Annotated in this window: 15 protein-coding genes; 7 read left to right on the plus strand and 8 right to left on the minus strand. The window is 73.3% G+C overall.

What is annotated here, in order from left to right; all coding sequences use genetic code 11:
* Positions 1–51: 51 nt before the first annotated feature.
* Both V5O46_RS29980 and V5O46_RS29985 read left to right on the plus strand, forming a co-directional pair.
* Positions 52–1,593, plus strand: a complete 1,542-nt coding sequence (locus tag V5O46_RS29980; protein WP_332887874.1) for an alpha/beta hydrolase — start codon at positions 52–54, stop codon at positions 1,591–1,593.
* 166 nt (positions 1,594–1,759) lie between these two features.
* Positions 1,760–3,310: an alpha/beta hydrolase gene (locus V5O46_RS29985; RefSeq protein ID WP_332887875.1), complete on the plus strand. Its 1,551-nt coding sequence runs from the start codon at positions 1,760–1,762 to the stop codon at positions 3,308–3,310.
* Positions 3,311–3,465: 155 nt separating this feature from the next.
* Here the strand turns inward: V5O46_RS29985 and moeZ are convergent, their stop codons facing one another.
* From moeZ to V5O46_RS30020, 7 genes are all read right to left on the minus strand, one after another.
* Complete coding sequence (gene moeZ, locus V5O46_RS29990) at positions 3,466–4,644, minus strand: adenylyltransferase/sulfurtransferase MoeZ (RefSeq protein ID WP_332887876.1); 1,179 nt, start codon at positions 4,642–4,644, stop codon at positions 3,466–3,468.
* Between the two features lie 63 nt (positions 4,645–4,707).
* Entirely contained in the window at positions 4,708–5,454 is a 747-nt protein-coding gene (locus V5O46_RS29995) for a spherulation-specific family 4 protein (RefSeq protein WP_332887877.1), read from the minus strand.
* A complete protein-coding gene (locus V5O46_RS30000) occupies positions 5,442–6,464 on the minus strand; it encodes an NAD-dependent epimerase/dehydratase (protein WP_332887878.1) in 1,023 nt (340 codons plus the stop codon). The genes V5O46_RS29995 and V5O46_RS30000 overlap by 13 nt, the downstream gene beginning before the upstream one ends.
* Before the next feature lie 124 nt (positions 6,465–6,588).
* A complete protein-coding gene (locus tag V5O46_RS30005; protein ID WP_332887879.1) occupies positions 6,589–8,043 on the minus strand; it encodes a hypothetical protein in 1,455 nt (484 codons plus the stop codon).
* A complete protein-coding gene (locus tag V5O46_RS30010) occupies positions 8,040–9,743 on the minus strand; it encodes a DUF3492 domain-containing protein (protein ID WP_332887880.1) in 1,704 nt (567 codons plus the stop codon). The genes V5O46_RS30005 and V5O46_RS30010 overlap by 4 nt, the downstream gene beginning before the upstream one ends.
* A gap of 216 nt (positions 9,744–9,959) precedes the next feature.
* Positions 9,960–11,567 carry a DUF3152 domain-containing protein gene (locus V5O46_RS30015; protein ID WP_332887881.1) on the minus strand — a complete coding sequence of 536 codons (1,608 nt, stop codon included), beginning with the start codon at positions 11,565–11,567 and terminating at the stop codon, positions 9,960–9,962.
* A gap of 293 nt (positions 11,568–11,860) precedes the next feature.
* A complete protein-coding gene (locus V5O46_RS30020) occupies positions 11,861–12,970 on the minus strand; it encodes an alpha/beta fold hydrolase (protein WP_332887882.1) in 1,110 nt (369 codons plus the stop codon).
* Positions 12,971–13,183: 213 nt separating this feature from the next.
* Between V5O46_RS30020 and V5O46_RS30025 the strand changes: the two genes are divergently transcribed.
* The 4 genes from V5O46_RS30025 (at position 13,184) to V5O46_RS30040 (ending at position 15,180) form a co-directional block, all read left to right on the plus strand.
* Positions 13,184–13,408, plus strand: a complete 225-nt coding sequence (locus V5O46_RS30025; RefSeq protein ID WP_332887883.1) for a hypothetical protein — start codon at positions 13,184–13,186, stop codon at positions 13,406–13,408.
* A 198-nt stretch (positions 13,409–13,606) separates the two neighbouring features.
* A complete protein-coding gene (locus tag V5O46_RS30030) occupies positions 13,607–14,299 on the plus strand; it encodes a TetR/AcrR family transcriptional regulator (protein WP_332887884.1) in 693 nt (230 codons plus the stop codon).
* 177 nt (positions 14,300–14,476) lie between these two features.
* Positions 14,477–14,704 carry a DUF3107 domain-containing protein gene (locus V5O46_RS30035; RefSeq protein WP_332887885.1) on the plus strand — a complete coding sequence of 76 codons (228 nt, stop codon included), beginning with the start codon at positions 14,477–14,479 and terminating at the stop codon, positions 14,702–14,704.
* Positions 14,705–14,910: 206 nt separating this feature from the next.
* A complete protein-coding gene (locus tag V5O46_RS30040) occupies positions 14,911–15,180 on the plus strand; it encodes a hypothetical protein (RefSeq protein WP_332887886.1) in 270 nt (89 codons plus the stop codon).
* Between the two features lie 62 nt (positions 15,181–15,242).
* On the opposite strand, the gene V5O46_RS30045 is transcribed toward V5O46_RS30040, so the two are convergent.
* Positions 15,243–15,992 (minus strand): ferritin-like fold-containing protein, encoded by a 750-nt coding sequence (locus tag V5O46_RS30045; protein WP_332887887.1) that lies wholly within the window; start codon positions 15,990–15,992, stop codon positions 15,243–15,245.
* 558 nt (positions 15,993–16,550) lie between these two features.
* On the opposite strand from V5O46_RS30045, the gene V5O46_RS30050 reads away from it, so the two are divergent.
* Entirely contained in the window at positions 16,551–18,971 is a 2,421-nt protein-coding gene (locus V5O46_RS30050) for a DEAD/DEAH box helicase (RefSeq protein ID WP_332887888.1), read from the plus strand.
* Positions 18,972–19,055: the final 84 nt, after the last annotated feature.

Genomic DNA, 19,055 nt, shown 5'->3' on the forward strand with positions numbered 1-19,055 from the left:
GTACGGCCTCCGCCCCGAGCGCCTCGCCCCGCCCGACTCCACGATGGGTGCATGCCGTATCGGTCCCGGCTGCGCGCAGCCGCCGTCACCACCGCCGCCCTGCTGTCGGTCCTGTCGGCGGGATGCAGCGACGACGCCGGGAACGAGGACCTGACCCGGCAGCAGCTCAGCTGGGAGGCGTGCCCGGCGCCGTCGGAGGCCCAGGGCGGCGGACCCGCCCCCTCTCCCCTCCCGGACGGCGACACCTGGCAGTGCGCCACCATGAAGGCACCCCTCGACTGGGACGATCCCGAGGGCGACACGATCGGCATCGCGCTGATCCGCGCGCAGTCGAGCGGCGGGGAGAACCGGCGGATCGGCTCGCTGATCTTCAACTTCGGCGGCCCCGGCGGTTCGGGTGTCACCACGCTGCCCGCCTTCGGCCAGGACTACGCGACCTTGCGCACCCGCTACGACCTGGTGAGCTTCGACCCGCGCGGCGTCGGCCGCAGCGCGCCGGTGCGCTGTCTGGACGACCGGCAGCTCGACCGCTACTTCCAGCAGGACGCAACCCCCGACGACGCCGCCGAGCGCAGCGAGCTGGTGGACCACACGGAGGAGTTCAACGCGGCCTGCGAGACGCACTCGGCGCGGATCCTGCCGCATGTGCGGACCACGGACACGGCCCGGGACATGGACCTGATGCGCCAGGTTCTCGGCGACGACAAGCTGTACTACTTCGGCATCTCCTACGGCACCGAGCTCGGCGGCGTCTACGCCCACCTGTTCCCGAAGCGGGTGGGCCGCGCCGTCTTCGACGCCGTCGTGGACCCGACGCAGACGCCGGAGGAGGGCTCTCTGGGGCAGGCACAGGGTTTCCAGCTGGCCCTGGACAACTACGCCGAGCACTGCACCTCGCAGGTGGAGGAGTGCCCGGTCGGGGACAGCCCCCAGGACGTCGAGGACCGGATCGCCCGGCTGCTGAGCGATCTCGAGCGCCGGCCGATCCCAGGCATCTTCCCGCGCGAGCTGACCCAGACCGCCGCGACCGGCGGCATCGCGCAGTCGCTGTACTCGCAGGACTTCTGGGAGTACCTCACCGAGGGCCTCGAGCAGGCGTACGACGGTGACGGAACGATCCTGATGGCGCTGTCGGACGCGCTGAACGGCCGCAATGAGAACGGCGAGTACAGCAACGTCGCGGCTGCCAACGTCGCCATCAACTGCGCCGACGACAAGCCGCGCTACGACACCGAGGACGTGGAGCAGAGGCTGCCCGACTTCCGCGCCGCCTCCCCCGTGTTCGGCGACTACCTCGCCTGGTCCCTGCTGAGCTGCACCGACTGGCCGGTGGCGGGGGCGGCCGACCATCCCGACGTCCATGCGCCGGGCGCGCCGCCGATCCTGGTCGTCGGCACCACGGGCGACCCCGCCACCCCCTACGAGGGCACGCAGAAGATGGTGCAGGCGCTGGGCGAGGGGGTGGGCGTCGAGCTGACGTACCGGGGCGAGGGACACGGGGCGTACACCAGCGGGAACCGGTGCGTGCAGGAGGCGGTGGACGGCTATCTGCTGGACGGGCGGCCACCGGCAGCCGGAACGGTCTGCTCCTGACGCCCGGCCCACGTCCCCGGGCTGCACCGGGGCCAGCCGCTGAGGCCCGGCTAACCAGCAGGTCAGAACGTTGTCCACAGGCCGCCATGAGTGTCTCGCGCTCCGCCTACCATGGCATCACCGCCATCCGCGGCACGGTGCGGACGGCCTGCGAGGGGGAGTGCACATGGCGCGTTTCGTACGGTGGACGGCTCTGACGGCCGCCGCCGCACTGCTGACGGCGGGCTGCAGCGGCGGCTCCGGCGGCGGATCGGACAGCGGCGGGAAGGCAGACGGCACGGCCGGCGACCGCCCGACGGCCGCCGCGCCCTCCGGGCTGCCCTCCTCTCTGACGGCCCAGCGGCTCGACTGGGCCGGCTGCGAGGGCACCGCGGACTCCCCCGCGCCCGGCGGCGACTGGCAATGCGCCACGCTGAAGGTGCCGCTGGACTGGTCGGAGCCGGACGGCGAGACGATCGGCCTGGCACTGATCCGCTCCGAGGCCCGCGGTGACCAGCGCATCGGCTCGCTGCTGTTCAACTTCGGCGGCCCCGGCGGCTCGGGCGTGTCCATGATGCCGTCGTACGGCGATGTCGTCTCCTCGCTGCACCAGCGGTACGACCTGGTGAGCTGGGACCCGCGCGGCGTCGCCGCCAGCGAGGGCGTCCGCTGCCGCAGCGACCAGGAGATCCAGGCCGCCGAGACGGTGGACGCCACTCCGGACACACCCGCCGAGGAGCAGGCGTACCTGAGGGACGCGGCCGACTTCGGCCAGGGCTGCCAGGAGTCCGCCGGCCCCCTGATGGCCCATGTGTCGACGACGGACACCGCCCGCGACATGGACCTGATGCGCCATGTGCTGGGCGACCGGGCGATGCACTACTTCGGCATCTCCTACGGCACCGAGCTCGGCGGCGTCTACGCCCATCTCTTCCCGGAGAACGTCGGTCGGATGGTGCTGGACGCGGTCGTCGACCCGACCGCGGACACGTTCGGGCACGCGGAGAACCAGACGAGGGGCTTCCAGCGGGCGCTGGACGGCTATCTCAGGTCCACCGGGCAGGATCCCGAGGAGGGGTCACGCAAGATCGCCGACCTGCTGGAGCGGCTCGACGCGGAGCCGCTGCCGACATCGGACGACGGACGGAAGCTGACCCAGACACTCGCGCTCACCGGAATCGTGCTGCCGTTGTACAGCCAGGCCGGCTGGCCGGCCCTGACCAGCGCCCTGGAGGCAGCCAAGAAGGGCGACGGCACCGAGCTGCTGGCGCTCGCCGACGGCTACAACGATCGTGATCCGTCGGGGCGCTACGGCACGGCGACGCACTCCCAGCGGGTCATATCGTGCCTGGACGACAAGCAGCGGCCGACGCCGGCGGAGACGAAGAGGCGGCTGCCGGAGTTCGAGCGGATCTCGCCGGTCTTCGGATCCTTCCTGGGCTGGGACACCACCGGGTGGTGTCACGACTGGCCGGTGGCCGGCCAGCACGAGACGCCGGAGGTGAGCGCGCCGGGCGCGGACCCGGTCCTGGTGGTGGGCAACACCGGCGACCCGGCCACCCCCTACGAGGGTGCCCGCAGGATGGCGGACGAGCTCGGCGAGGACGTCGGTGTGATGCTCACCTGGAAGGGCGAGGGCCATGGTGCCTACGGGAGCGGGAGCAGCTGTGTCGACTCCACGGTCGACGCCTATCTGCTGAAGGGCACCGTGCCCGAGGACGGCAAGGTCTGCTCGTAGCCGCCCTGCTCATGACTGCGGCGGGGGCCTCGGGCACCCGCGGTGCGCGAAACCCCCGCCGTACGGGGACCGGAGTCCGGGCCGGAGCCGCTCGCGGATCGGGCCTCCGGAGTCGCCGCTCAGTACGCGGGCGTGTCCCAGTACACGGGCGTATCTCAGTACACGGGCTTGTCCGGCTCGATCTGGTTGACCCAGCCGATCACGCCGCCCCCGACATGGACGGCGTCCGCGAAGCCTGCGGACTTCAGCACCGCCAGGACTTCCGCACTGCGGACACCCGTCTTGCAATGCAAGACGATCTTCTTGTCCTGCGGGAGGCTCTCCAGGGCGCTGCCCATGAGGAACTCGTTCTTCGGGATCAGCCGGGCGCCCGGGATGGAGACGATCTCGTACTCGTTCTGCTCACGGACGTCGATGATGTCGATGGCCTCGCCGTCGTCGATCCACTCCTTGAGCTGCTTGGGAGTGATCGTGGCGTCGGCCGCCGCCGCCTGGGCCTCCTCGGAGACGACACCGCAGAAGGCCTCGTAGTCGATGAGCTCGGTGACGGTGGGGTTCTCGCCGCAGACCGCGCAGTCGGGGTCCTTGCGGACCTTGACCTGGCGGTACTGCATCTCCAGGGCGTCGTAGATCATCAGGCGGCCGACCAGCGGGTCGCCGATGCCGGCGAGCAGCTTGATGGCCTCGTTGACCTGGATGGAGCCGATGGACGCGCACAGCACACCCAGGACACCGCCCTCGGCGCAGGAGGGGACCATGCCGGGGGGCGGGGGCTCCGGGTAGAGGCAGCGGTAGCAGGGACCGTGCTCGGACCAGAAGACGGAGGCCTGGCCGTCGAAGCGGTAGATCGAACCCCACACGTACGGCTTGTTCAGCAGCACGCAGGCGTCGTTGACCAGGTAGCGGGTCGCGAAGTTGTCGGTGCCGTCGACGATCAGGTCGTACTGGGCGAAGATGTCCATCACGTTGTCGGCCTCGAGCCGCTCCTCGTGCAGGACCACGTTCACGTACGGGTTGATGCCCTTGACCGTGTCGCGGGCGGACTCGGCCTTGGAGCGGCCGATGTCGGACTGGCTGTGGATGATCTGGCGCTGCAGGTTCGACTCGTCGACCTCGTCGAACTCCACGATGCCGAGAGTGCCGACGCCCGCGGCGGCGAGGTACATCAGCGCCGGCGAGCCCAGGCCGCCGGCGCCGACACACAGCACCTTGGCGTTCTTCAGCCGCTTCTGCCCGTCCATGCCCACGTCGGGGATGATCAGGTGGCGGGAGTACCTGCGGACCTCGTCCACGGTGAGCTCGGGGGCCGGTTCGACCAGGGGTGGCAGCGACACGGGGACTCCGTTGGTCGGTCGATCACTACGGTTGTTCTTCCCGTAACAGTGCCACGGCCTTTTTCATTCCGAGACACCTGTTCCGATACGCGAGACGATTTCGTCCCAGTAGCCGGGCATGGTCTCCCAGGGGTCGGCTTGGCCGGCGCGGTCCGTGCGGTCGGTGAAGTAGATCGTCGCGGCGCCCTGCCAGCGGGCGATGCGCAGGGCCTCCTCCAGGTGCGATCCGGGCACGCCGTGGACGAAGTGGCAGAAGCGCTCGGGCGGATGGTCCGCCGTCCACTCGGCCACCTGCGACCAGCGGTAGTCGCTCCACGGTCCGGCGAAGGTGACCAGCTGGTCGGCGGTCTCCGCATAGCCGGGGTGCGGGTGGGTGCCGTGACCGAGGACGATGTGTGCAGCGTCACGTATGCGTCGCAGAGTGGAGACCACGCGGCGGATCCCGGGCAGCGCGCCCGGGTCGGCGGGACAGCGGTCCAGCAGGAAGCCGTCGACGCGGTACCAGTCGAGATGGCGGTGGGCGTCGGAGACCAGGGGGCCGAAGCCCCGGTCGGCGTGGGCGTCGAGGTGACCGAGCACGCGGATGCCCGCGTTGCGCAGCCGGCCGACCGCTTCCAGGCAGTGCGGGTCGGGCTGGGCACCGGGGCCGTCGGCGACGTCGAGGACGACCCAGTGCAGGGGTGTTCCCCGCCGGGTGAGTTCCGCCCACTCGGCGGGGGCGAGAAGGGGGTGGGCCAGACCGGGAACGCCGAAGCCGGTGCGGACCCCGGTGCCCTTGGTGCCTGTTTCGGTTCTGGTCAGATACGGCATGCCGCCTCCATCCAGATGTCGGCGAGGGACTCCTCGAGGTTGATCCGGGGCCGCCAGCCGAGCCGGTCGCGTGCGGTGCGCACATCGGCCTGCTGCCAGCTGCCGCAGCCGTCGGGGTACGGGTATGCGGCCGGGGGGGCGTGTTCGCCGTCGGGGCGCGGGTGGCCGTCGGTCCGTAGCTGGTGGCTCTCGGTGCGGAGGCCGAGGGACTCGGTGCGGGGGTGGCCGATGGGGGCGCGCAGCGGGCTGCCGTGCGGCAGGTCGAGTTCGTGCAGGGCACCGCCGTAGCCGGCCACGCGGGCGAGGGTGGCGGCGGCGTCGCGGAGCCGGACGGCGCGTCCGGAGCCGATGTTGATGACGCCCTGGGCCGCGGAGAGGGACGCGGCGTGCACGGCGCGGGCGACGTCGCGGACGTCCACGAAGTCGCGCTGGGCGCCCAGGCCGCCGAGCCGGAGTTCACCGTCGCCGGACTGCATGGCGCGGCGCATGGCCTCGGCGAGCCGGCCGAGCGGGGATCCGGCCGGCGTGCCGGGACCGGCGGGCGAGAAGACGCGCAGCACGACGGCGTCCAGGCCGGAGCCGAGGACCAGTTCCGTCGCGGCGAGTTTGCTGACCCCGTAGGGGCCGCCCGGGCGGGGCACGGCGTCCTCGGCGGTGGAGGAGCCGGGCTGGCTGGGGCCGTACTCCGAGCCGCAGCCGATCTGTACCAGCCGGGCGCCGCAGCCGCTGCGGCGGAGCGCCTCGCAGACGGTGGCGACGGCGACGGTGTTGTGGCGGGTCAGCTCGCGGGCGCCGCCGCGGGTGGTGCCGGCACAGTTGATGACGACACCGGGGTGGACGGCGTCGAGGAAGCGGGTGAGGGCGCCGGGGCTGCCGCTGGCGAGGTCGAAACGGACGTCGGCGTCGTCGCCCCGGCCGAGCGCGGTGAGCTGGACGGCCGGGTCGGCGAGCAGGCGGTCGGCGACGAAGCGGCCGAGGTAGCCGTTGGCTCCGATCAGCAGGACTCTCATCGGGCGGCTCCCGGGGCCGAGATGTCGGGTCGGGAGGTGCTCATACGGGGTTCTCCTTCAGGGGTGGAACGGGCGACGGGCACGCCTGCGGCGGCCGGTGCGGAGGTTCAGGAGCGTGCGGTGATCACGGGCGCTCCGTCGGTGCGTGCGCCGAGGCACTCGCGAGGCGGCGGGTGGCGTGCAGCAGCAGGGTCAGGGCACCGATGCCGCAGGCCGTGGTCGGGATGCTGCCGGGGCCCCAGGCGGTGACCAGGGTCTCGACGGGGACGGCGAGGAAGCCGCAGCCGGGGAGACGGCCGGCGAAGAGGGTGGCCAGGGCGGTTGCCTCGGCCGTCGCCGCGCCGGTCAGGACGAGTGCGGGGGCGTGGGTGCAGCCGTGGGCGGCGAGCAGACGGGCGAGCAGCAGCAGGGCGCCCAGGGCCAGGATCTGGGGGTAGTGGGCGGGCTCGTCCAGAGCTGCGCCGGCGAGGGCGAGCAGGGCCGCGAGCGCGGCCAGGAATCCCGTGAAGGTGCCGAGCAGCAGGGGGCGTACGGAGGCGGAGAAGTCCTGCAGGCCACGACTCGTGGTGAGTCGGCGGCGGGCCCGGGTGGTGAACACGTGTGCGCTCCAGGCCGCCGGGGCACAGGCCAGGGCGAGAGCCGCGGCCGTGGCGCCGGCCAGCGGCCAGGGGCCGTCGGCGGTGCCCGTGGGCAGGTGGTCGGGGCCCCCGGCGAGAGCGGCGCGGAGCAGGCCGTCGCCGAGGAGTGCGTAGCCGAGCAGCCAGCACACCGTCCAGGCGGGGGGAGCCCCGGCCTCCCTGTGGCCGACGCTCAGCGGGCCCCGGCGGAGTGCAGCACGCAGCGCCGTCGTCACGGCGAGCAGGCCGACCAGGGCGGCGATCAATCGGGGCCGGCCCTCGGTGAGCCGCAGCGCGGTGATCGTGGCGGCGCACAGCACGCCCGGGAGCCAGGTGAGGACGATCCAGGCGGCGCGCGGGCGGGGTGCCCCCGGGTCGGGGGTGTGCGCCGGAGCGTCGCCGGTGCGAGGGGCACGGGCGAACATCTCCTCGGCGAGAGAGAAGACGTCCCGGTGCCGGAAGCGGGCGGCGGTCCGGTCGGTGACGCCGTGCGCCTCGAGTCCCGCGGCGATCTCCAGCGGGTCCACGGCCCGCTCGCACAGCTCCCGATGGCGGTGTATCAACGTCTTCACCGGGTCCGCGGCGCCGCCACGACGGACCGGGGGCGGTCCGGTGGGTTCCGCCGGGGACCACGTGCCCGTGGCCGGCTCGGCTGCCCGGGCGCCGGTCCCCGCACCCCTCGCACCCGCCTCCTCTCCCGTTCCGCCATCCGCAAGGCCACCGCCGCCACCCGCACCGGCTCCAGCACCGGCACCGGCACCGGCACCGGCTCCGGCTCCGGCGGCACGGTCGACGGCGGGGGCACCACACGCCCCATGCTCCCCAGCCCCGTCGGCGGCCGGGTCTGCAGCGGCATGCCGCTCCTCCGCCCCGCTCCCCGCGAGGCAGGGGCGGGCGCGTCGGTCCCAGGCGCCGGGGCCGCTCGGGGTCCAGGGCCGGTCCGGTTCGCCCAGGCCGTTCATCGGGCCCCCTCCGTCGCGGGGACGGGCGGCGCCGCCCAGCCGGGTCCGCCTCGGGCGACGGGCCGGGTCTCCGGTCCGGTCCAGCGGCCGGGGAGGTGCGCCTCTGCGGGGGCGGCGAACGGAAGGGGCTCACCGGCGGCGTCGAGGAGGACACGGTGGACCGGGGTGCGGGAAAGGATCTCCAGGTAAATGCCATGAAACGCCGCGACGTTCTGCTCGACGGTGAACAGTTCGAGCGCGCGGGCGCGCGCGGCCGCACCGAGGCGCGCACGGCGCTCGGGGTCCCGCAGCAGTGCCACGCACGCCTCGGCGAGCGCCCGTGGATTGCGCGGGGGCACGACCAGCCCGGTGCCGCCGATCGCCTCGACGACCGCCCCGACATCGGTGGACACCGTCGCGCGGGCGCAGAACATCGCCTCGACCAGGCCGGCCGGGAAGCCCTCGACCACGCTGGACAGCACGACCACGGCGCCCGAGGCGCAGGCGGCGCCGGAGGACGGGAGCTCCGGACCGCCGATCTCCTCGAAGGACACCGGATTGTCGCCGACGGAGTGCGGACCTGCCGCCTCGTCGGGGAAGAGCTGCGCCGCCAGGGCCCGGCAGTGGGCGAGATAGGCCGCGCCCTCGGGGCCGAAGGGGGCGCCCACGATGCGCAGCCGCGCCGTCGGCTCGGCCGTGCGGATCTCCGCGAAGGCGTGCAGCAGGGAGAAGAGGTCCTTGGCCGGCTCGATCCGTCCGACCCAGACGAGGGTGTCGGGGTCCGCGCTCTCCGGACCCTCCCCCACCTCGGCGAACGGCGCCGCGTCCATCCCGGGGTGGACCGTGCGCAGCTTGCCGCGGTCGGCTCCGCAGCGCTCCTGCCAGCGGCGGGCGTGCGCGTTCCCGGACGTGATCACGGCGGCACGCCGGTAGGTCTCGGCGGCCAGCCGGCCGTGGAAGGCGGCAAGCAGGGACCGTACGGCCGGGGCGCCCTCGGCGGCGGACACCGGAACGCTCAGATAGTGCCGACGCAACTGCACCCCGTATTCGGTGACCAGCAGCGGAACGCCTGAGAAGTGCCCGGCGAGCAGGCCGGGCAGGGCGGCCGGCCCGCCGGAGGCCGCATGGCACAGGTCGACGGCGCCGAGGCCGTCGTCCTCGTACCAGTCGAGGGCGAGGGGGCGCAGAGCGCGTTCCAGTTGTGCGGTGACGGCCAGCAGCTCGGAGACGCGCGCCTCGCGCGCGGGGGGCTGGGCGCCTGGTGCGCGACAGGCGCGCTCCAGGGTGCGTACGGCGGCGTCGGAGCGGAGCGCGCGCTCCAGGCCGCCCTCGTCGCGGGCGAGTTCGGCGAGCCCGTACAGCGCACTGGCGAAACGGTCCGCCTGGGCAGCGGACGGGTCCTCGGAGGTGTCGGCAGGATCCGTGGAACGCATGGCGCAGAGCACGGTCGCCAGGTCGCCGTAGTGCTCGGCGAAGCGCCGGCGCGCACGCCGCCCGTACACCACCCCGTCGTCCTCGGCCCGCCACAGCGCTGCCGTGCGCACCCGGTGGACCTGCGGCGGCAGCGGGACCCGGCCCTCCTCCTCCTGGCGCTCGCTGCGGCAGAGCGCGTAGACGTCGAACTCGTGCTGCCCGAGCCCGCGCACGAGCCGGTCGCACCAGAGCCTGGCGTCACCGCTCACATACGGGTAGCCACCCTCTGTCAGCAGTCCGATGCGCACGTGTGCACCCCCGATCTCCCGTATGAGGAGCCGCCCTTGGCCCGGCGGCTCGCAGCGGGACGAACGTATGCGGACCGGGGGGTGGCGCGATGGACGGTTGTCCGTCGCGCCACCAAAAGGGGTGAACGGTCGTAACTTTCCCGTGCGGGGCGCGTTCGGTCGCGCTAAGGGATCACATGCTCACCGAGAGTCACGATCGAACTCCGAGGGACCGGCTCAACTGCCGGGGTACGGCCACGGGTTCGGGCGGCAGTCGATGCCGTCGTGGTCGATGAACTTGGTCTGCTGCTGCATGACCGGGGCGAGTTCGCCGTCCTTGTCGCAGGTCACGTGGTTGAAGCCGATGCGGTGGCCGATCTCGTGGTTGATCAGCATCTGGCGGTAGCCGTGGATGTCGTCGCCGTACGGCTCGGCGCCCTGGGCCCATCGATAGGCGTTGATCATCACGCGTTCGGTGGCGGCCGAGTCGCAGGACACGTTGTCCACGGTGGTGTCCAGGCCGGACTTGGCACACCAGACGGCGGTCGTGCCGGGGCTGGCCAGCGTGATCACGAAGTCGGGCCGGCCGGAGTGGATGCGCTCGAAGGTGCGGGCGCCTCCGTGGGCCCAGCTCCGGTCGTCGTTCAGCGTCCGGTGGACGGCCTGCGCGAAGAGCTCACCGTCCAGGGGGAGCCCCTGCTCCACGTCCACGCGGTAGGTGTACCTCCGCCCCGCCCCCGGACCCTTGTCGATGCCCGGGATCGCGTCGAACGTCCCCGGACCCTCCAGGGTCTCGTCGATCGGGTAGGTCCTGCTCATCCTCTGCTCGTACGTCAGTTCAGGCGTAGGTGCGGGCGTGGTCGGCGTCGGCCGTTCCTCCGTGCGCGAGGCGGAGTCGCGGATGTCGCGCGCCTGGTCGGTCGCGGACTGCGACCGCGGGTCCTCGTCCGCGCGCCCGTCGGTGACCTGGCCCGCCACGACGACCGCCAGCACGGTGGTGACGGCGGCTGCCGCGATTCCGGTGAAAGCACGCCCCTTGCCGCCACCCGCCGGTGCGGGTGCGTCGACGGGCGGGGCGTCGCCCGGGACCTCGGGGGCGCCGAGGCCGGAGCCGGTGCCGGTGCCGCCTCCGGAGCCGGACTCCGTCGCGGGGTACCAGTCGGTGACCGAGGCATAGGGGTCGGCGTCGAGCGTCTGGGACGGGTCGCGCGGCCCCGGCGCTCCATACGGCGCACGCCGGGGCGTGCGCGGCGGGGTGCGGGGCGTGAAGACGTCGTCGGAAGCGTCGAACCCGCTGGACGCATCGAACGCGTCGAAGGCGGCGAGATACTCCCGCCTCGGCCCCGACCGGCCCGCGGGGCCGCCCAGCGGATCCACTGGCCCTGTCGGACCCGTCGGACCGGACTCACCGGCCTCACCGGTCGGTCCCGTGAGACCCGTGGGCGGTGCCTTCCGCTGCTGCGGGAACGGGACGGCGCGCCCGGTCCCGGCCTGCTCCCCCCACTCACCCCAGCCGCCCCCGGCCTCCCGGTGCTCGGGGTGACCGCCACGCACCCGGGGCCCGCCGTGCGCGGGCGTACCGTCGCCGTCGGGAAGGTGCGGGTACCCGTACCCCGGCGTGCCGTCCGGCAGCCGGGGAGAACCGTGCGCGGGCGTGCCGTCCGGCAGCCGGGGGAATCCGTGCGCGGGCGTGCCGTCCGCGGGACGGGAGAACCCGTGCGCCGGGGCACCCGGGGTGCCGCCCTGGAACCGCGGAGAACCGTGCGCAGGTGTGCCGTCCGGCAGCCGCGGAACGCCCTGCTCGGGAGTCCCGTCCGGGAACGGGCGCTCGCCGCCCGACGACATGCCGTACCCCGGCACTCCGTACCCCGGCCCTGCGTACGAGGGAGACTCCCCGTACCCGGGTGACCCCCCGTACCCGGGCGGCCCCGCGGGCCCAGCCCCTCCGGCCGCCCCCGGCGCCCCGTGCCGCCGCCCGGGCGTACCGGGAGCCGGTGCTCCGGGCGGCTGCCGACGGCCCCGCCCCGGTGCCGCGGCACCTATGTCGCCCCTGCCGGCTTTGTCATCCCTGTCGGCTTTGCCGGTCTTGCCGGTCTTGGGGGCCGGTCCGCGGCGGCTGTGGCGTCCCACGTCGCGCCTCAGCCTCCTGTGGTCTCGTCGGCGGCCCTGTCGTTCACGGCCCCGTCCGTACGGCGCTCGTCACTCCGGTCGTCGGTGTGGCGGTCACCGTCGTCGTCGTGGCGGTCACCACGAAAGCCGCCGCCGCGGTCGTCGTGCCGTCGTCCGTCCGCCGGCTCACCCGTGTCCGCGAGCAGTTCGCGGAAGGCCGCGGCCACGGCCTCCGGGTACTCCATCATGGCCACATGTCCCGCCTCGGGCAGGGTCAGCAGCCGCGAGGCGCGGAAGGCACGAGCGGCCTTCTGGGCCATGCGGTGGCCGACGAGCTGGTCCCGGCCACCGTAGACCAGCAGCGTCGGCGCGAGAACCCTCTCGGCCTGCCTCCACAGTCCGTGCTGCCCGCCGACGGTGTAGGCATCGACGATCCCGCGCGCGGAGCGCGCCATCGCATCCCAGAAGTAGGGCAGCCGCAGCCGCCGCTCCATCTCCTCCACGGCGTGCTGGAACCCCTCCGGGGTGACCCGCCCGGGGTCGCCGTAGCAGAGCTGCATCACGCCGCGCACCCGTTGCTCCGCCGTCCAGTCACGGGAGTACCGGGTGAACAGCCGGGCCACGCCGGGCAGCGCCAGCAGAGCCGTCGGTACGGCGGTGCGCTGGACGAGGATCTCCGGCAGTGCGGGCGACACCAGGCTCAGCGTCCGCACCAGGTCGGGCCGCGCGGCGGCGACCCGGGTCACCACGGCTCCGCCGAGGGAGTTGCCGAACAGGTGCACCGGGCCGCGCCCGGCGGCGTCGAGATGGCGGATCACCGCGCGCGCGTGCGCACTCACCGAGTAGTCGCCGTCGTCCGGGGGCGGGGAGTCGCCGAAACCCGGGAGGTCGACGGCCTCGCCGTCGACCACCTCGTCCAGCAGCGCCATCAGCGCCGACCAGTTCTGGGAGGAACCGCCGAGGCCGTGTACGTACAGCGCGGGCGGGAGTCCGGTCCGGGCCGGCGGTCTCGACCGCACCGTCAGGGTGATGCCCGGCAGGTGGACCGACCTGAGCCGCTCGCCTTCGGCGACCCTGACGGCTGCCACCCTCGGCAGCACGTTGGCGGGCGGCACGGACGGCAGCTCGGTCGAAGACATGCGGCAATGTTACGAGACGATCACGCGGGGGTTCATGTGTTCGCCCTCACACGCCGTACGCACCGCCCGCCCCACGGTGCAAGCAGGCTCCGGGTGGGTACTGCTCTCCACGCGGACGCATGGCGGCCGGATCGGGTGTCTCCTAGGCTCGTACAGAGGGCACCCGCGTGTGACCCCTGCGTTATCAGGGACGTTCGTAGAAGGGAGCCCGGTATGGCCGTTGATCCCACCGATCCCGAGACCTTCGAGGACGACAGGGCGGAGGAGGCGCAGGAGCTCGGCGTCGAGGCACCGGACGCGGATGCCGCCGAGCAGAAGGCGAACGTCACCGCGGACCGCGACGAGCCGCTGACCGGCGCGAACGCCGACAAGGCCAACGAGGCCGACCTGGCCGAGCAGGCTCGCGTGGTCTCGATCGACGAGGACGACTACCGCTGACCGCGCCGGGCGGCGACGGTCCAGGAGCAGGGAAGGGGGCCGATTTTTGCCCGGACTGACCCCGTTCGAAACCCCTGGCGCGGCTTTCACCACCGTCCGGTACGTGAAATTCTGCGCTCGCACCGCGCACACCACGGTTACCGAAAAGTACGATGGCGACGCGGCGCACACCGCACATGGACGACTTTGGGAGGCGGCGTGACAGCCATCGAGCAGACCGAGGCGGTACGCCCGCGGGGCACCCGCCTGCCCCGTCGTGCCCGACGGAACCAGCTGCTGGGCGCCGCGCAGGAAGTGTTCGTGGCCCAGGGCTACCACGCGGCCGCGATGGACGACATCGCCGAGCGCGCCGGCGTCAGCAAGCCGGTGCTCTACCAGCACTTTCCCGGCAAGCTCGACCTCTACCTGGCACTGCTGGACCAGCACTGCGAGTCCCTGATCCAGGCCGTACGGAACGCGCTCGCGTCGACGACCGACAACAAGCAGCGCGTCCGGGCGACCATGGACGCCTACTTCGCCTACGTCGAGGACGACGGAGGCGCCTTCCGCCTGGTCTTCGAGTCGGACCTGACCAACGAGCCCGCCGTCCGCGAGCGCGTCGACAAGGTCACGAACGAGTGCGCCGAGGCGATCTGCGACGTCATCGCCGAGGACACCGGCCTCTCGCGCGCCGAGTCGATGCTGCTGGCCTCCGGTATGGGCGGCCTCGCCCAGGTGGTGGCCCGGTCCTGGCTGCACAGCGACCGCAGCGTGCCGCGTGACCAGGCGGTGCAGCTGCTGACCTCGCTGGCCTGGCGGGGCATCGCTGGCTTCCCGCTGCACGGCAGCGACCAGCAGCACGAGCAACCCCAGCAGCAGCCCCAGCAGCAGCCGCAGCAGCAGCCGCACTGAGGGGGCAGGGCCGGGGCCCTTCGACCGCTCCCCCGGGCCGTTTCCCCCGCCTGTTCCCGCAGACTGTTCGCTCCTGGCGTTCTTGCGCGGAGCGTGTACGTCCCCTCACCGGGCTAATGTGTGCAGCGTACGGCGCGGAAGGTCGCGCACTTCACTGACCGTCGGAGGGACATAGCCGTGGAGGTCAAGATCGGCGTGCAGCACGCGCCCCGCGAGATCGTTCTGGAGAGCGGTCAGAGCGCCGAGGAGGTCGAGCGCGTGGTGTCCGAGGCGCTGGCCGGCAAGGCGCACCTGCTGAGCCTCGTGGACGAGCACGGCCGCAAGGTCCTCGTCCCGGCGGACCGCCTCGCGTACGTCGAGATCGGCGAGCCGTCGCCGCGCAAGGTGGGCTTCGGCGCGCTGTAGCGAGCTCCGGACGGCGCGAGGGCCCGGCGGTCGGTGACCGCCGGGCCCTCGCGCTGCCGGGGAGCGCCTGGCGCCCCCTCGGGCACGCCCGTCCCCTCACAGGCGGCACACAAGCCACGCACCGGGGGATGATTGCATTTCGCAGGTCAGGGGTAGGACGGGTACGACCGTTTCGGGCAGGCCGGCCATCTGGGAGGGACCCCGACATGCTCTTGGAAGCGCTCAGCGCTGGGATTCTCGGCCTCGCGCTCGCCTGGATCGCCGCCCTCCGCCTGCCGCACCGCCTTCCGGCCCGCATGGTCGTCCTGCCGACGGGCGTCGCCGGGGCCCTCTTCGGGGCGTTCGTCACCCACACCGCGCTGGACGCGGCCGGGCTGCTGCCGGTGCTTCTCGGCGCCGCCGTCCTCTCCGTGGCGTCCCTCTCGCTGCTGCTGCGCCCCGCGGGAAGACTCCGCGGCCGATCGGCCACCGCCTGACCGGCCGCAGCCGCCGCGACCCGCCCCGGGGCTGAACGGCGGCCGTGCGGGGCGCCGCGCGGTCAGGCCGCCAGGCCGAGTGCCGCCATCCGCTTGGTGTGGGCCTCCGTGATGCGGGAGAACATCTTGCCGACCTCCGCCAGGTCGAAGCCGTCCGCAACCCCGCCCACCAGCATCGTCGACAGCGCATCCCGGTCGGCGACCACCCGCTGGGACTGCGACAGGGCCTCGCCCATCAGCCGCCGCGCCCACAGCGCCAGACGCCCGCCCACGCGCGGGTCCTCGTCGATCGCGGCGCGCACCTTCTCCACGGCGAAGCCGGCGTGACCGGTGTCGTCCAGCACCCCCAGCACCAGCCCCCGGGTGTCGGAGTCGAGACGGGCGGCGACCTCGCGGTAGAAGTCGCTGGCGATCGAGTCGCCCACGTACGCCTTGACCAGCCCCTCCAGCCAGTCCGAGGGCGCGGTCTGCTTGTGGAAGCCGTCGTAGGCCGCGACGAACGGCTCCATGGCGGCCGTCGGCTCCTCGCCGATCTCGCCGAGCCGGTCGCGCAACCGCTCGAAGTGGTGGAACTCCGCAGAAGCCATCTTCGCCAGCTCCGCCTTGTCCGCCAGCGTCGGCGCCAGCTTGGCGTCCTCCGCGAGCCGCTCGAACGCCGCCAGCTCGCCGTATGCGAGCGCACCGAGCAGATCCACGACCGCGGCGCGGTACTGCGGGTCGGCCGAGGCGGTCGCCCAGTCCCGGGCGGCGACTCCGGTGGCACCGGTCGGTTCGGCGGGGGCGGCGTTACCAGGCTTGTCAGAGGTCGTCATGCTGCGCACAATAGCCCGCCCGACCACCGGCGGAAGCCCCTGGTCGGCCCCGGGTCGTGCCCCGGCCGGCCCCCGGCGGAGCCGGGGTGGTGACGGCCTCGCCGACCCGGCCCGCCGGTGTGACGACGACTACATGACCAAATCGGCCATCGCATGTGCGCGGATCCGGGGTATGGTGGTAATGCGCCTGCCGAGTATGTGACGTACAGGTACGTGACGTCTTCGTCGGGCCGCACGCATGAGGATGCCCGGTCGGTGGCCCGATCGGCTCCGACCCGACAGCCCTCTGTCCCGTACGGCACTACGCGTACGACAGTCGGAGGGACACCCTCAGCGGTACGAGCGCTAGAGCGTCGGCAGTGGTCCCGTGTGCTACGGCACCGCCACGAGGCAGCCGTCGTCCCCGGCACGGTCTACACGACCCCCGCGCTCGCCTCGCACCGCGTACACAGAAGAGGCAGCACCCTGACTACGACGTTCCGATCCCTCGGGATCCTCCCCGAGACCGCCGAGGCCCTCGAAGCCGTCGGCATCACCACTCCCTTCCCCATCCAGGAGATGACGCTCCCCGTGGCCCTCTCGGGCACGGACGTCATCGGCCAGGCCAAGACCGGCACCGGCAAGACGCTGGGCTTCGGCCTCCCCCTTCTCGAGCGCGTCACCGTCCCCGTGGACGTGGAGGCCGGACGCGCCGCCCCGGAGGACCTCACCGACGCCCCGCAGGCCCTCGTCGTCGTCCCGACGCGCGAGCTGTGCACCCAGGTCACCAACGACCTGCTGACCGCGGGCAAGGTGCGCAACGTGCGCGTCACCGCCATCTACGGCGGCCGGGCCTACGAGCCCCAGGTCGAGGCCCTGAAGAAGGGTGTCGACGTGGTCGTCGGCACCCCGGGCCGGCTGCTGGACCTGGCCGGGCAGAAGAAGCTGAACCTGAAGCACGTCAAGTGCCTGGTCCTCGACGAGGCCGACGAGATGCTCGACCTGGGCTTCCTGCCCGACGTCGAGAAGATCATCAACATGCTCCCGGTCCGGCGCCAGACCATGCTGTTCTCGGCCACCATGCCGGGCGCGGTCATCGGGCTGGCCCGCCGCTACATGTCGCAGCCGACCCACATCCGCGCCACCGCGCCGGACGACCAGGGCGCGACAGTGGCGAACATCAAGCAGTTCGTCTACCGCGCCCACTCCATGGACAAGCCGGAGATGGTAGCCCGCATGCTGCAGGCCGAAGGCCGCGGACTGGCGATGATCTTCTGCCGGACCAAGCGCACCGCCGCCGACATCGCCGAGCAGCTCCAGCGCCGCGGCTTCGCCTCCGGCGCGGTCCACGGCGACCTCGGCCAGGGCGCCCGTGAGCAGGCGCTGCGCGCCTTCCGCAACGGCAAGGTGGACGTGCTCGTCTGCACCGACGTCGCCGCCCGCGGCATCGACGTCGAGGGTGTGACGCACGTCGTCAACTACCAGTCGCCGGAGGACGAGAAGACGTATTTGCACCGCATCGGCCGCACCGGCCGCGCGGGCGCCAAGGGTACGGCGGTCACGCTGGTCGACTGGGACGACATCCCGCGCTGGCAGCTGATCAACAAGGCGCTGGAGCTGGACTTCAACGACCCGCCGGAGACCTACTCCACCTCCCCGCACCTCCACGCCGAACTGGGCATCCCCGAGGGCACCAAGGGTGTCCTGCCGCGCTCGGAGCGCACCCGGGCCGGTCTGGCGGCGGAGGAGCTGGAGGACCTGGGCGAGCCGGGCGGCCGGAACGCCGGCCGCGGGCGCCGGGGCGGCCGGGACGAGTCCCGTTCCGCAGACCGCGAGCGTCCGGCGCGTACGCCGCGCCGCCGCCGCCGTACACGCGGCGGGGCACCGGTGGACACGGCCGCGTCCGGGGCCACCTCGACCGGAACCGTGGCGACCGGTACGGCGGAGGCCGTCACCGCCGGCCCGGAGACGGACGACGCCCAGGCCGCCCCGCGCACGCTGCGCCGCCGGCGCAGGACGCGCGGTGGAGTCCCGGCGCAGGCCCCGGCGGCGGAGGCCGCCGTGGACGCGGCCGAGGACACGGCCGCCGGCACTGCTGAGCCCGCTGAGCCCGCTGCGGCCGTCGCCGCCGTGGCGACCGCCGAGTCGGCCGAGTCGGCCGATGCGGCGGCGAAGCCGCGTCGCCGCCGCACCCGCAGGTCCGCGGAGGCGACGGCCGAGGCTGCCGACCTCGTCACCCCGGAAGCCGCGGAGTCCACGGGATCCACCCAGGCACCGGCACCGGAGGCGACGGAGGCGACCAAGCCCCGCCGCACCCGCAAGGCCACCACCAAGGCCGAGACCGCCACCGATTCCGCGGAGGGCACCGAGGCCAAGCCCAAGACCCGCCGCACCCGCAAGACCACGGCAGCCACCACGACCACCGAGGCACCCGAACCGGCCGAGGCCGACATCCCGGCCCAGGCGGCCCAGGAACCGGCGATCACCGAGGAGACCAAGCCCCGGCGCCGCACCCGCAAGACCGCCGCCAAGGCGGAGACCGCCACCGACACCGCGGAGGGCACCGAGGCCAAGCCCAAGACCCGCCGCACCCGCAAGACCACGGCAGCCACCACGACCACGGAAGCACCCGAACCGGCCGAAGCCACCGAGGCGACCAAGCCCCGCCGCACCCGCAAGGCCACCACCAAGGCCGAGACCGCCACCGACACCGCGGAGGGCACCGAGGCCAAGCCCAAGACCCGCCGCACCCGCAAGACCACGGCAGCCACCACGACCACCGAGGCACCCGAACCGGCCGAAGCCACCGAGGCGACCAAGCCCCGCCGCACCCGCAAGACCGCCGCCAAGGCCGCCAAGGCCGCCGGAGCCGACATCCCGGCCCAGACGGCCCAGGAACCGGCCGTCACCGAGGAGACCAAGCCCCGGCGCCGCACCCGCAAGGCCACCACCTCGGCCAAGGCCGCCACCGCGGCGGCCGTGGAGGCGAGCGAGGCGTGACCTGCGGAAGGGCCGACCCTCTCGGGGCCGGTCCTTCAACGCCCTGACCGGCACCACCCGTGGGGGGGGGCGGGGCGGGGGGGG

The organism is Streptomyces poriticola (assembly GCF_036689765.1).
In the GTDB taxonomy this organism is placed as follows: domain Bacteria; phylum Actinomycetota; class Actinomycetes; order Streptomycetales; family Streptomycetaceae; genus Streptomyces; species Streptomyces poriticola.